Consider the following 13576-nt stretch of genomic DNA (forward strand, 5'->3'; position numbering starts at 1 on the left):
TGTGCGATCACCCACCGCCTCGACAAGACTCCGGTGTGCGGCCGATCGGCCCACATCACCCCGTCACCTCACGAAGGGACACCCCCGTGCGCTACTTCCACACCCTCGGAGCCACCGCGTTCGCGACCGCGACCGGCCTCGCGCTCATCGGAAGCGCCTTCACCGGCACCGCCCAGGCGGCGCCCGCGAGCCTCTACGCTCCGTCGGCGCTCGTCCTCACCATCGGCGAGGGCGAGGACCCGGCGTCCGCCTCCGTCACCCGCGCGGTCACCCTGACCTGCGCCCCGACCCCGTCCGGCAGCCACCCCGCGCCGGAAGAGGCCTGCGCGGAACTGGAGGCTGCGGACGGTGACTTCACGAGCCTGACGGACTCAGAGGATGGCAACCCCTGTACGCGCGAGTGGAACCCGGTCACGATCACCGGTGACGGCGTCTGGCAGGGCCGGCGCGTCACCTGGTCGGCGACCTACGGCAACCCGTGCGAACTGCGGGCCCGCACGGCGGACGGCGCGGTTTTCGCGTTCTGACGGAACCACGGAAAACCGTTTTCCCAGGGGCGTCCGGCCTTCCGGCCCGCCAGGTGCGTCCAGGCCGGGCCGGTGCCCCCGAGGCGCTCAGTCGGTCGCCGGCAGGAACTTCGCGGCCTTCTCCGCGAGGACGGCGGCGAAGAAGTCCGCGGCGTCGTCGGGGCGCATCCGGGCCAGGGTGACCATCCCGGTGATGACGCAGTCGGCGACTTCCTCCTGCACGTGGTCCCAGGTGTGGCTGAGTCCTTTCCTGGGGTTCGTCGCCCGGGCGCCGATGACGGCCTGGGCGGCTTCACCGACCTCCTCGGTGATCTTCAGGACCTGCAGGGTCCACTGCTCCTCCGGCGTCAGGCCGCGGGTGGAGTCGAGCCGGGCGAAGTGCGCGGCGAGGGTGCGGATCGTGTTCCAGGGGTCGTCGCTCATCGAGGTTCCTCGTGTCTGTCGGGACGGGCCTGCCCGTCGAAGCGTTCCCTCCCCTTCACCGGGCGCAAAACCGACAGCCGTTGGACGAGCCAGGTGACGGCCGTCGCGTAGCCGACCCCGAAGGCCAGGGAGACGACGAACGCCAGGTGCTTCGAGAGGTCGTCGAAGACCGGGTAGACCTGCCAGTGCGTCAGGTAGATGGCGAGCGAGCTGCCGGCGAGCAGACCGGCGAGCCGGTTGAGCCGACGGCTGCTCGGCAGGGTGGGGAACCAGATCAGGAGGACGAAGCCCGCCATGACGAACAGCTCACGGCGCGGCTCGCCGGGGAAGAACCCGGGGATCGTGGCAAGGACGGCGGTCGTCACCAGGAGACGTTGCGGCAGGGTGCGGGACCGCGCGGTCGCCCAGCCGAGGGCGAAGAGCCAGAAGACCGTGACCGCGTCGGTTATCTGGGCGCGGGCGGGCAGGCCCACCAGCTCGTAGCGGGTGAGGAGACCGAGCGCGGCCAGTGCGAGCGGCAGCCCGTACGGGAAGCGGCGCTCCAGGCGGTGGACCGGAGGGAGGGCGAGGAGGCCCAGGAGGACGAGCAGGATGTAGACGAGTGCTTCGACGAACCAGAGGTGGAGGCCGGGGCCCATGTCCTCGGGCCACAGCGCGTTGTGGAGGAGCAGGACGTTGGACAGGTCGTAGTCGTCGCTGATGAGGAGCGCGAACGCGGTCCACGCCATGGTGGGGACGGCGATGCGCGCGATGCTGCGTGCGGTGCGCCCCACCCGCTCCCGGCGTCCGGCGGAGGTGAGCAGGAAGCGGGCGAAGTTGAAGCCCGCGACGGCGAGCAGCAGATGGGCTCCGCCGCGGATCTCGAAGAGCCGGATGTGCGAGCCGACGACGCACAGGATGGCGATCGCGCGCAGGACGACCGTGGTCTCGACCGTCCGGCTCCACGGGCGCCTGCCCCGGCCGGCCCTGGCGCCCCGGCCCAGCTCGCGGATCGGGGTCGTGTGCCAGCCGTGAGGCAGGTGGCCGAGGCGCTGTTCGAGGTGGAGTGACATCTCGACGTACGAGAGGGAGTCGCCGCCGAGGGAGACGAAGGAGCTGTCGGGCGTCACGTCGGGGCGGTCCAGGATCCGTGCGTAGAGCCCGCACAGCTCCTCCGGGGTTCCGTCCCCGCCGGGCGGGGGCGCGTCGGCCGGGCGGTCCAGGGCGCGTACGGCCTGGTAGTCGGGCTTGCCCGTGGCCAGGCGGGGGAGTTCGGGCAGCAGGTGGACCCGGACGGCGCGGGCGGGCAGACCGCACTCGTCCACCACGCGTCGTCGGATCCGGCGTTCGTCCCACCCGGGCAGGCGGACGACGGCGAGGGCGAGGCCCTCGTCGTCGCCCGCGCACAGGGCGTCGAGACCGTGTCGTTCGAGCATGGCCTCGATCTGCTGGGGGTCGATGCGCAGGCCGAGGATCTTCAGGAAGCGGCTGCGCCGGCCCACGATCTCGTACAGGCCGTGCTCGGTGCGGCGGGCCAGGTCGCCGGTGCGCAGGACGTCGACGGTACGGCCGAGGGCGAGGTCCTCGGGGGTGTGGGCGTAACCGAGCATGACGTTCGGGCCCGTGTAGACGAGTTCCCCCACCTCGCCGGCCCCGGGGGCTTCCTCCACGGGCTCCAGATGGAACGAGCCGCCGGGGACGGGGACCCCGATCGCACGGGGGTGTTCGGTGGCCAGGGCGGGCGGCAGGTACGCCATGCGTGCGGTCGCCTCGGTCTGGCCGTACATGACGAAGAGGTCCCAGCCTCGCCGCGCGCCCAGCTCGGCGTACGACGTGACGCGTTCGGGCGCGAGGCGCCCGCCCGCCTGGGTCAGGTACCGCAGGTCCGGGAGGTCCATGTCGGCGAAGCCGACGCGGTCGAGGAGGTCGAAGGTGTACGGGACCCCGGCCAGCGAGGTGCCCCCGGCGGTGCGGAAGAGGTCCCAGAAGCAGGCGTCGGCCACCGAGAGGCCGGTCAGGACGAGTCCGGCTCCGCGGAGCAGATGGCTGTGGATCACGGACAGGCCGTAGCAGTAGTGCATCGGCAGGGTGGTCGCGGCCCGGTCGGTGTCGCGGACGCCGAGGTACGTGGCGATCGACTCGGCGTTGGCCTGGAGGTTCTCGTGCGAGAGCCGCACCAGCTTGGGGGAGCCGGTGGAGCCCGAGGTGCTGAGCAGGAGCGCCAGGTCGGGGTGGAGGGTGTGCGCGGAGGCGGTGCGCCGCTCCTCGATCCGCCACACGTCGCCGTCCTCCGGATGGACCACGACGTCCGGGTCGTACGCGGCGGTGAGCGCGGCCACCGCCTCCGGGTGGTCGCCGGGCACGAGCAGCACCGGGTGACCGGCCGACAGCGCGGCCAGGTGGACGACGAGCGCGCCGGCGGTGTTGGCACCGGGCAGCAGGACAAGTCGGCGGTGGGTGCCGAGGCGTCGTGCCGTCTCCTCGACCCGCTCGGACAGCTCGCGGTACGAGACCTCGCCCTCGGCGGTCACCAGGGCGGTGCGGTCGCCGTGGTGCGCGAGGTCGCGGGCGAGCGGGAGGGCGTGGCCGCCGACGGGCGGGGCGGGGAGGAGCGTCACGGGCGCATCGTAGGTAAGCCTGGCCTTAGCGGAAGAGGGGGTGGGGGCTCCGGATGTCGATTCGCGTCCCCGCCGTTACCGAATCCTGACTTGACCCTTAGGTTAGCTTTACCTTATTAATACCGTATTCACAGGTTTCCTTGACAGCTGACGGCAGGAAGGCCTCACCCGTATGCGCCGCCCCTTGGCCCGCACCCTGACCGCGCTCGCCGCGGCCGCCCTGCTCCTGCCGATCGCCGGCTGCGGAAGCGACGACCCCGCGGGGCTCGTCATCTACTCCGGGCGCAACGAGAACCTCGTGAAGCCGCTCATCGAGAAGCTGGAGAAGCACCTCGGCACCACCGTCGAGGTCCGCTACGGCGACAGCGCCGAGCTGTCCGCGCAGCTCCTGGAGGAGGGCGACAAGACCGAGGCCGGACTCTTCCTCTCCCAGGACGCGGGCGCGCTCGGCGCGCTCTCCAAGGAGCAGCGCCTCGCGCCGCTCCCGCAGACGACCCTGGACAAGGTCGCACGGGCCTACCGCGGCTCGGCCGGCGACTGGACCGGCGTCAGCGGCCGCGTGCGCGTCCTCGGCTACGACCCGGCCCAGGTCCCCACTCCGCCGAACAGCGTCCACGAGCTGGTGAAGCCGGAGTGGAAGGGCAGGATCGGCTTCGTCCCGACCAACGCCTCCTTCCAGGCGTTCGTCACCGGCATGCGCGTCCTCGAGGGCGACGACGCCGCCCGCACCTGGCTCACGGGCCTCAAGGCCAACGAGCCCAAGGCGTACGAGAACAACCTCAAGGTCCTCGAGGCCGTCGACCGGGGCGAGGTCTCCCTCGGCCTGCTCAACCACTACTACTGGTACGAGCAGGCGGCCGAGAAGGGCGAGGACAAGCTCAAGGCCCGGATCCACTACCTGCCCAAGGGCGACCCGGGCGGCCTGGTCAACGTCGCCGGTGTCGGCGTCCTCAAGGGCGCGGACGAGAAGCAGGCCGCGTTCGCGCGGAAGGCCGTCGACTACCTCCTCTCCGCCGAGTCCCAGGAGTACTTCGCCCAGGAGACCAAGGAGTACCCGCTGGCCGCCGGAGTGAAGACGGCCGACGGCGTGCCGCCGCTGGAGACCCTCCAGCCGCCGAAGATCGACCTCGGCAGGCTCGACTCCCTCAAGCAGACCCTGGCCATGCTCCAGGACGTCGGGCTCGTCTGACATGACGTCACCGGACACCCCCGTCCGGCCCGGTGACGTCCTTCGCCCGGCAGGTGCCCCCGCACCCGCCGGGCGCAGGCGTGCCGGTTCCCGGCCCTCCTGGATACTGATCGTGCCCGCCGCCCTCGCCGCGGCCCTCGCCGTCCTGCCGCTCGGCTACCTCGCCGTCCGCGCCCTCGAACGCGGCCCCGCCTACGCCTGGGACGTCGTCGCCGACGGCCGCACCGGCGAACTCCTCCTGCGCAGCCTCGGCCTGACCGCCACGGTCGTCGCCGCCTGCCTGCTGATCGGCGTCCCGCTCGCCTGGCTCACGGTCCGCACCGCGCTGCCCGGCGCCCGCGCCTGGTCCGTGCTCGTCACCCTGCCGCTGGCCGTGCCGAGTTACGTCACCGCGTTCGCCTGGCTGTCCGCCGCGCCCTCGCTGGCCGGGTTCACCGGCTCCGCCCTCGCGCTCACCCTGGTGAGCTTCCCGTACGTGTACCTGCCGGTCGCCGCTGCGCTGCGCGGCACCGACCCCGGGCACGAGGAGGTGGCGCGCTCCCTCGGCCACGGCCCCCTCCGTACCTTCCTGCGGGTCACCCTGCCCCAGCTGCGGCCCGCCGCGGCCGGCGGCGGACTCCTCGTCGCCCTGTACGTGCTCTCCGACTTCGGTGCCGTCTCCCTCATGCGGTACGACACCTTCACCCGGGGCATCTACACCTCCTACCGGGCCAGCTTCGACCGCACCCCGGCCGCCGCGCTGAGCGCCGTCCTGGTCCTGATGACGGTGCTGCTCGTGACCGCCGAGACACGCACCCGCGGCCGTGCCGACTACGCCCGCACCGGCACCGGCACCGCCCGACGGGCCGTCCCCGTCGCCCTCGGGCGGCTCCGGACCCTCGCCCTGAGCTGGTGCGGCGCCATCGTGGCCCTCGCCGTCGTCTTCCCGCTCGCCACCCTCGGGTACTGGCTCGCCGTCGGCACCTCCGCGACCTGGGACCCCGCCACACTGACGACCACCGCCCTCACCACGCTGGGCGTCGCCGCCGGAGGCGCCGCCCTCACCACTCTGCTCGCGCTGCCGGTGGGCGTCATCGCCGCCCGCCACCGCGGCCGGCTCGCCCACCTCCTCGAACAGGCCGCCTACGCGGGCCACGCCGTGCCGGGCATCACCGTCGCACTCGCCCTGGTCTTCTTCGCCGTCCGCTACGCGCGCCCCCTCTACCAGGAGACCCCGCTCCTCATCTGCGCCTACGCGGTGCTGTTCCTGCCCGTCGCGGTCGCCGCCACCCGCGCCGCCGTCCTCCAGGCGCCGCCCGTCCTGGACGACATCGCCCGCTCCCTCGGCCGCACCCCCCTCGGCGTACTGCGCGAGGTCACCCTGCCGCTGGCCGCCCCCGGTGTCGCCGCCGGCGCCGCCCTCACCTTCGTGGTCTGCATGAAGGAACTCCCCGCCACGCTGCTCCTGCGCCCCACCGGCATGGACACGCTCGCGACCCGGCTGTGGACCGAGACCGGCACCGGATCGTTCGCGGCGGCCGCGCCCTACGCCGCCGCGCTGATCCTGCTGGCCGCCGTCCCCTCGTACCTCCTCGGAAGGCACCGCACATGAGCGATCAGGACATGGACGACCTTCTGGTCAGCGGGGTCGTCAAGGCGTACGGCGGCGCCGCGGGGCCCGTCCTCGACGGCCTCGACCTCACCGTTCCCGGAGGCGCCCTCGCCGCGGTCCTCGGCCCCTCCGGCTGCGGCAAGACCACCCTGCTGCGGGTCATCGCCGGCTTCCTCAAGGCCGACGCCGGCACCGTGACCGTGGCCGGCCGGCTCCTCGGCGGCCCCGGAGTCCACCTGGCGCCCGAGCGGCGGCGCATCGGGATCGTGCCCCAGGAGGGCGCGCTCTTCCCGCACCTGAGCGTGGCCCGCAACATCGCCTTCGGCATCACGGACCGCGACCGGGCGATCCGGCGCGCCCGCGTGGGGGAGATGCTGGACCTGGTGGGGCTGCCCGGCTACGGCGACCGCATGCCGCACGAGCTCTCCGGCGGCCAGCAGCAGCGCGTGGCCCTCGCCCGCGCGCTCGCCCCCCGGCCCCATCTCGTGCTGCTCGACGAGCCGTTCAGCGCGCTCGACAGCGGGCTACGCGGAGCCGTACGGGCGGAGGTCCGTGCCGTGCTGCGGGAGAGCGGCGCGACCGGCCTGCTCGTCACCCACGACCAGCAGGAGGCGCTCTCCACGGCCGACCTCGTCGCCGTCCTCCGCGAGGGGCGCGTCGCCCAGTGCGCCACCCCGGAGGACCTCTACCACCGGCCCGTCGACCCCTGGCTGGCGTCGTTCGTCGGGGACGCCGTACTCGTACCCGGAACGGCCGACAGGGGCACGGCCACCACCGCGCTCGGGCGTGTCCCCCTCGCCGCCGCTCCGGAGGGCCTGCGCGAGGGTCTCGTGCTCCTGCGGCCCGAGCAGCTCCGGCTCGCCGAGCCGGGCGCCTCCGACGCCGAAGGCCTCGGCGCCGGAGGTGTCATGACCGAAGGCGTCGTCACCGACGTGCGCTTCTTCGGTCACGACGCCATGGTCACCGTCGCCGTGGACGGTCTGGACCGGACGGTCGACGTCCGCGCCCCCGGCCCGCTCGGCGTCGGCCTCGGCCGGAGGGTCGGCATCCGTCTGACCGGTGAGGCCACCCTCCACCCGAACAGAGGTTGAGACCGGTCGACGTCGCGGATCAGGGGCCGTTCCGGAGAAATCCGGAACGGCCCCTCGATCGTTCTCGGAAGCCTGGCGGAGCCATGGAGCACCGACACGGAGTCAGGGACCGAGGAGATCGTGGGTGGCGACTCGCTCGGAGCAGGTAACAAGCGTGGACACGCTTTCCGGTGGTAGGTGAGGGCTTCCCCCGGGCGAGTGCGCGGCAGAACGGTGCGAGGACGAGGGCCGGACACGACGCGCGCCGAACCGATCGAGATCATCACGCGGCGCAGGCCCGCAGGTCAAGCCCCTTGGTGGCGACGGGCGATGCCCTCACGACGCTCCGTGCGCGCGGGTGCCCGGCCCGGAATCCGGCCCTCGTCCGTCGCCGTGACGCCGACATCGGGGCGCTCGCGAAAGCTTCACAGAATCCCCAAATGCGTGTTGTTGTTGACGGGTTCATGGAGGGTGTGCAAATCTCGGCCCGCCTGAGGATCTCCGACACTCCGCCTCGGGTCGCACGTGACCGACCACACTTTGCGCCGGGAAGGGCCGCCCCTCTCAACCAGCAGTGTCCAGAACGCTCTTGGAAGAGCGTCACCCCCCCATTCTCCAGCAGCACTCATCGACTGCGCCAGCCTGCCCTCCGTCACCCGGGGACGCGCCGGCCGCGCTCAGTCGTGCTCCGAACCACACGAGGGAATCGCATGGGCAAGATCGCTGTACTCACCAACGACCTGCAGCACGACGTCGTCCACAAGACGCCCGAGCGGACCGCCGCCATGGCCGAGGCGCAGCCCCGCTTCGTCAACTTCCTGGAGGAGATGCGCCGTCGTGGGCACGGCATCTACCACCTCCAGCTGGTGAACCTGCCCGACGACCCCAACGTGGAGCGGGACTTCGACGGAACCCTCCCGCTGCAGCGCGGCAGCGAGGGCGCGGCCATCCTGCAGGACTTCCTCGACCCCTCCGACGCCGTCGTCGAGAAGAACAAGGACAGCGGTTTCTACGAGACGGAGCTGCACGACCTGCTGCAGAAGGACGGTGTGGACACCGTCCTCGTCACCGGCCTGCAGACGCAGATCTGCGTCCAGACGACCGCCGCCGACGCCTTCTTCCGCGGCTACAACATCTGGGTCCCCTCCGACTGCGTGGTGTCCGGCGACCCCGAGGCCCGCGACCGGTCCCTCGAGTGGCTCAGCGGCTACTGCGCCACCGTCGCGGACTCCGAGGAGATCCTCGCCACGCTGGACAGCGAGGGCGAACTGCCCCGCAAGGTCGTCAAGATCCTCCCGTAACACCTCCCTTCCACCGCGCGGACACACCCCACCCCCTACGCCCCGAAGGGAAACCCGATGACCACCCCGGCAACCGAACTCGGTGAAGTCGTCCTGGACCACGGCAGTGGCACCCAGCTCAGCCACGAACTGCTCGCACTGATCGTGGAGACTCTCGGCGATGTCTACATCGGCGAGATGGAGGACAGCGCGATGCTGCCCATCACCACCGGGCAGATAGCCATGACCACCGACTCGTTCGTGGTCGACCCGCCCTTCTTCGGCAACGGGGACATCGGCAAGATCGCGGTCTGCGGAACCGTCAACGACCTTGCGGTGGTGGGCTCCAGGCCGCTCTACCTCACCCTCGGCATGATCCTGGAGACGGGCCTGCCGATCGCCCGCCTCGTGCAGGTCCTCACCTCGATCCGGGAGACCGCCCGCGAGGCCGGCGTCCAGATCGTCTGCGGCGACACCAAGGTCGTCCGCAAGGGCGAAGCCGACCAGATCTACCTCAACACCGCCGGGGTGGGGGTGTTCGAGCGGACCCCGCTGAGGATGCGCAACGTCAGGCCTGGCGACCGGGTGATCCTCAGCGGCCCGATCGGCAACCACACCGTGCACCTCCTCTCGATCCGTGAGGGACTGGGCTTCGAGCAGCGGGTCCTGAGCGACTGCGCCCCGATCAACGGCATGCTCGACGAACTGTTCGCCGCCGTCGACGAGGGCGACGTGCGCTCCGTGCGCGACGTCACCCGCGGAGGCCTCGCCGCGGTCCTGCACGAGTACGCGGAGGCGGTCGACCACACCATCCGCATCGAGAAGGACGCGCTGCCGATCCAGTTCGAGACCCTCATGGCCACGGACATGCTGGGCATCGACCCGATCCACTCGGCGAACGAGGGATGCGTCTGCCTGTTCGTCGACCCCTCCGCCGAGCAGAAGGTCCTGGACGCCCTGCGCGCCCACACCTACGGAACCGGCGCCGTCGCCATCGGCGAGGTCACCGAGCAGGACGGCGCACTCGTCCTGATGCGGGACGCCGAAGGCCGCGACTCCGTGGTCGAGGAACTGCTCGGCGCCGAACTCCCCCGGCTCTGCTGACCCATGACCGCCACCGAACAGGACGTGCGCGGAGGCCCTCCACGGGGTGACTCCGCCACGACCGCGAGCGGGACCGCCGGAGACCCCGGCGCGACGCCCGTACGCCGCCTCGCCCGTGTCACCGGAGTGGTCCAGGGCGTCGGATACCGGCCCTTCGTCTACAAGGCGGCACTCGCGCACGGTCTGACGGGATGGGTCCTCAACGACCCGGAGGGCGTGCTCACCGAGGTCACCGGCCCCCTCGCCGCCGTGGAGGCCTTCCTGGCCGAACTCACCGACCAGGCGCCGCCGCAGGCACGGGTCACCGGAGTGCACGTCGAGGAACTGCCCGTACCGGCCGACCCGCCGACCGAGTTCGTCATCCGGACCAGCGTCCACACGGGTAGCAAGAACACCATCGTCCCCGCCGACGGCCACGTGTGCGCGGACTGCCTCGCCGAACTGCGCGACCCGGCGGACCGCAGGTACCGCTACCCGTTCATCAACTGCACCAACTGCGGACCGCGTTACTCGATCGTGCAGGCGCTGCCGTACGACCGGGCGCAGACCACCATGTCCGACTTCACCATGTGCGCCGCCTGCGCGGGCGAGTACGGCGACCCGCTCGACCGGCGCTACCACGCCCAGCCCAACGCCTGCCGGGACTGCGGCCCCCGGCTCCTGTCGGCCGACGCGGCGGGACACGCCCTCCAGGGCGAGGAGGCGCTGGCGGCCGCGGTGGCGGCACTGCGCGAGGGGAGGATCGTCGCCGTCAAGAGCGTCGGCGGCTTCCACCTGGCGGTGGACGCCCGCGACGAGGCGGCCGTACGCGGCCTGAGGGCCGGCAAGCGCCGCGACTCCAAACCGTTCGCCGTCATGGCCCGTGACCTGGAGACCGCGACGGGCTTCGCCGAGATCGGACCGGCCGAGGCGGAACTGCTCGCCTCGTCCTCGCGGCCCATCGTGCTCGTCCGCAAGAAGCGGGGCGGACTGCTCGAGGCGATCGCACCCCGCAACCCGAACATCGGCGTGATGCTGCCCTCCGCCCCCCAGCACCACCTGCTGCTGGCCGAGGAGGGGCTGGACACGCTGGTCATGACCAGCGGGAACATCTCCGGGTACCCGATCGCGTACCGCGACGAGGACGCGCTGGAGCACCTCTTCGCCATCGCGGACCTGATCCTGTACAACGACCGCGCCATCGAGACCAGGGTCGACGACTCGCTCGTACGGTGCTCCGCCCACCCGGAGCTGGACGGTCCCCTGGTCAGTTTCCTGCGCCGGGCCCGCGGCTACGCCCCCTACCCCGTCGAGGTCGGCGTCGAGCTCGCCCCGATGGTCGCCTTCGGCGCCGAGCTCAAGACCACCGTGGCGCTCTCCCGGGGCACCCGGGTCTACCTGAGCCAACACATCGGCGACCTGAAGAACGACGAGACCTGGGAGTCCCACCAGCAGACGGCACGCCATCTGGCCGCCCTGCACGCGCTGACGCCCCAGAACGCGGCCGTCGACCTGCACCCGCAGTTCCGGGCGACGCGGCTGGCTCTCAAGGAGGAGGGGGCGGGCTACGACCGGGTCGTCCAGGTGCAGCACCACCACGCGCACATGGCCTCCTGCATGGCCGAGAACCGGCTGACCGGACCCACCCTCGGCGTCGTGTTCGACGGGGCCGGCTACGGCCCGGACGGCACCACCTGGGGCGGTGAGTTCCTCCTCGGGAGCTACCGGGAGGCCCGCCGGGTCGCGCACCTGCGCACCGTTCCCCTGCTGGGCGGCGACCGCGCGGTGAAGGAACCCGTCAGGACGGGCTTCGCCCTGGCCCTGGACGCGCTGGGCGATCCGGAGGCCGCCGTGAGCGCCTTCCCGGTCCTCGGGCAGTGGGACGAGCAGCAGCTGCACGTCTTCGCCACCATGGCCCGGCGCGGGATCAACGCGCCGCTCGCCTCCAGCATGGGCCGGCTGTTCGACGGCGTCGCCGCGCTGCTCGACGTCACCACCCACGCCGAGTACGAGGCGCAGGGGCCGATCGAGCTGGAGGGCCTCCTCGCCCGGGACCTCTCCATGACGGCCCCGGACCGGCGCTACCGCTTCGCCCTCGGCACCACCACGGAGACCGTCGAGATCGACCCCAGGCCCGTGGTGCGTGCCCTGGCCCGCGACCTCGCCGACGGCGTGGACCGCGCGGAGATCAGCAGGCGCTTCCACTCGGGTGTCGTCGACATGGTCGTCGACCGCTGCCGGGCCGTCCACGAGACCGAGGGCACGGGCGCCTTCGACCAGGTGGTGCTCTCCGGCGGCGTCTTCCTCAACGAGTTCCTGCTCGTGAACTGCCTGGTGGAGTTGCGGCGCGCCGGATTCCGCGCGTACTGCCAGCAGCAGGTGCCCACCAACGACGGGGGCATCGCGCTGGGGCAGATCATGGTGGCCCACGCCCGGCTCACGGCGCCCGACGAGGAGCCGCGAGGATGAACGGACGCGAGCGGACGAGCGGACGCGACGGGACGGGTCCGCAGCACGTGGTGGTCCTGCACCGCTGGCGGGACCGGCACGCCCGGTACGCCGCCTACCTCGACCACCGGGCCCACCGCGTCACCTACGTCACGACGGACCTCGGCCGGTCCTCGGTCCCCGAGGAGGCGGCGGCGGTGCGGATCGTCCGCGCCACCGACGACCCCGTCGAGACGCGGGCCGCGGTCGCCGAGCTGGCCGAGCGGTTCGGTCCGGTGACCCGCCTGGTGGCACTCAACGAGGGAGACCTCGACACCGCGGCCGAGCTGCGCGTCGCCTTCGGGCTGCCGGGGCAGACCCCGGCGGAGCTGGAGCGCTTCCGCGACAAGCTGACCATGGTCCGTCTGGTCGACGCCGCAGGTGTACGGGTCCCCGAGTACGCCGACGCCGACACCGCCGAGGACGTACGGGTCTTCGCCGGGCACCACGGCTGGCCGGTGGTGGTCAAGCCACGGCGCGGCACGGCCAGCAGGGGCGTGCTCCTGCTGCACGCCGAGGACGAACTCGACGCCCACGCCGGGATCTTCCTGCCGGACCGGCACGAGCCGCGCATCGTGCAGTCCTTCGTGGCCGACCCCGTCTTGCACGTCGACGGACTCTGGACCGGCGGCACGCTCGGCGCCTGGCGCGTCTCGCGCTACGTGAACAACTGCGAGGAGTTCACCAAGGGCAGCTTCCTGGGATCGGTCGAGGTCGACGATCCGGAAGTCCTCGGACCGCTGGCCGACTTCACCGCCGCGGCGGCCGAGGCGCTCGGCGACGGGCGCCCCTGGGTGTTCCACCTGGAGGTGTTCCTCGGCAGGGACCCCGACGGCTCGCCCCGGCCGGTCTTCCTGGAGGCGGGGGCCCGGGTCGGGGGAGGGGAGATACCGTTCGTGTGGCGTGAGGTGCACGGTCTCGACCTCATGTCCGCGGCCGCGGACATCCAGTTGGGGCGCCCGCCGACCGTGCCCGCGGTCGACCGGGAGCCCGCCGCTCCGTCCGCTCCGTCCGTTCCGTCAGCGGCGTCCGCACCGGACACGACGGGCGCGGACCGGTACACGACCGCCGGCTGGCTGCTGTTGCCGCTCCCCGTCCCGCCCCCGTGCGAGGTGACGGCCGTCAGCTGGGCCGCGGGAGACGGCGAGGACGGCCCGTACGCGCGGGTGGTGCCCGAGCCGGGCCACGTGCTGCCCGCCGTGGGCGGCTACGAACACGTCGCCGCGCGGTTCCGCTTCCGCGGAACGTCCAGCCGCTCGGTGGAGGCGGCGATCCGCAAGACCGCGGAGTCCTTCGCCATGAGCTGCCGACCCCGGCCCTGCTGAACCC

General features: G+C 72.3%; 10 protein-coding genes. 8 read left to right on the plus strand and 2 right to left on the minus strand.

Annotated elements, in window-relative coordinates; genetic code table 11:
- The first annotated feature begins 86 nt into the window (after positions 1-86).
- Positions 87-527, plus strand: a complete 441-nt coding sequence (locus ABZ567_RS11865; protein ID WP_360787264.1) for an SSI family serine proteinase inhibitor — start codon at positions 87-89, stop codon at positions 525-527.
- A gap of 87 nt (positions 528-614) precedes the next feature.
- Here ABZ567_RS11865 and ABZ567_RS11870 read toward each other — a convergent pair whose 3' ends face one another.
- Both ABZ567_RS11870 and ABZ567_RS11875 read right to left on the minus strand, forming a co-directional pair.
- Positions 615-950 (minus strand): MazG-like family protein, encoded by a 336-nt coding sequence (locus ABZ567_RS11870; RefSeq protein WP_360787267.1) that lies wholly within the window; start codon positions 948-950, stop codon positions 615-617.
- A complete protein-coding gene (locus ABZ567_RS11875) occupies positions 947-3547 on the minus strand; it encodes an AMP-binding protein (protein ID WP_360787270.1) in 2601 nt (866 codons plus the stop codon). Before ABZ567_RS11875 ends, ABZ567_RS11870 begins: the two co-directional genes overlap by 4 nt.
- Before the next feature lie 172 nt (positions 3548-3719).
- On the opposite strand from ABZ567_RS11875, the gene ABZ567_RS11880 reads away from it, so the two are divergent.
- The 7 genes from ABZ567_RS11880 (at position 3720) to ABZ567_RS11910 (ending at position 13572) form a co-directional block, all read left to right on the plus strand.
- Positions 3720-4736, plus strand: a complete 1017-nt coding sequence (locus tag ABZ567_RS11880; protein WP_360787273.1) for an iron ABC transporter substrate-binding protein — start codon at positions 3720-3722, stop codon at positions 4734-4736.
- A gap of 1 nt (position 4737) precedes the next feature.
- Positions 4738-6327, plus strand: a complete 1590-nt coding sequence (locus ABZ567_RS11885) for an iron ABC transporter permease (RefSeq protein WP_360787276.1) — start codon at positions 4738-4740, stop codon at positions 6325-6327.
- A gap of 11 nt (positions 6328-6338) precedes the next feature.
- Positions 6339-7418, plus strand: coding sequence for an ABC transporter ATP-binding protein (locus ABZ567_RS11890; protein WP_360787646.1), 1080 nt, complete (start codon positions 6339-6341; stop codon positions 7416-7418).
- Positions 7419-8107: 689 nt separating this feature from the next.
- Complete coding sequence (locus tag ABZ567_RS11895; RefSeq protein WP_360787279.1) at positions 8108-8698, plus strand: cysteine hydrolase; 591 nt, start codon at positions 8108-8110, stop codon at positions 8696-8698.
- Between the two features lie 57 nt (positions 8699-8755).
- Positions 8756-9781 (plus strand): hydrogenase expression/formation protein HypE, encoded by a 1026-nt coding sequence (gene hypE / locus ABZ567_RS11900; protein ID WP_360787283.1) that lies wholly within the window; start codon positions 8756-8758, stop codon positions 9779-9781.
- A gap of 3 nt (positions 9782-9784) precedes the next feature.
- Complete coding sequence (gene hypF / locus ABZ567_RS11905; protein WP_360787285.1) at positions 9785-12229, plus strand: carbamoyltransferase HypF; 2445 nt, start codon at positions 9785-9787, stop codon at positions 12227-12229.
- A complete protein-coding gene (locus tag ABZ567_RS11910; RefSeq protein ID WP_360787288.1) occupies positions 12226-13572 on the plus strand; it encodes a biotin carboxylase in 1347 nt (448 codons plus the stop codon). The genes hypF and ABZ567_RS11910 overlap by 4 nt, the downstream gene beginning before the upstream one ends.
- Positions 13573-13576 lie beyond the last annotated feature (4 nt).

The organism is Streptomyces sp. NPDC016459 (genome assembly GCF_040632845.1).
In the GTDB taxonomy this organism is placed as follows: domain Bacteria; phylum Actinomycetota; class Actinomycetes; order Streptomycetales; family Streptomycetaceae; genus Streptomyces.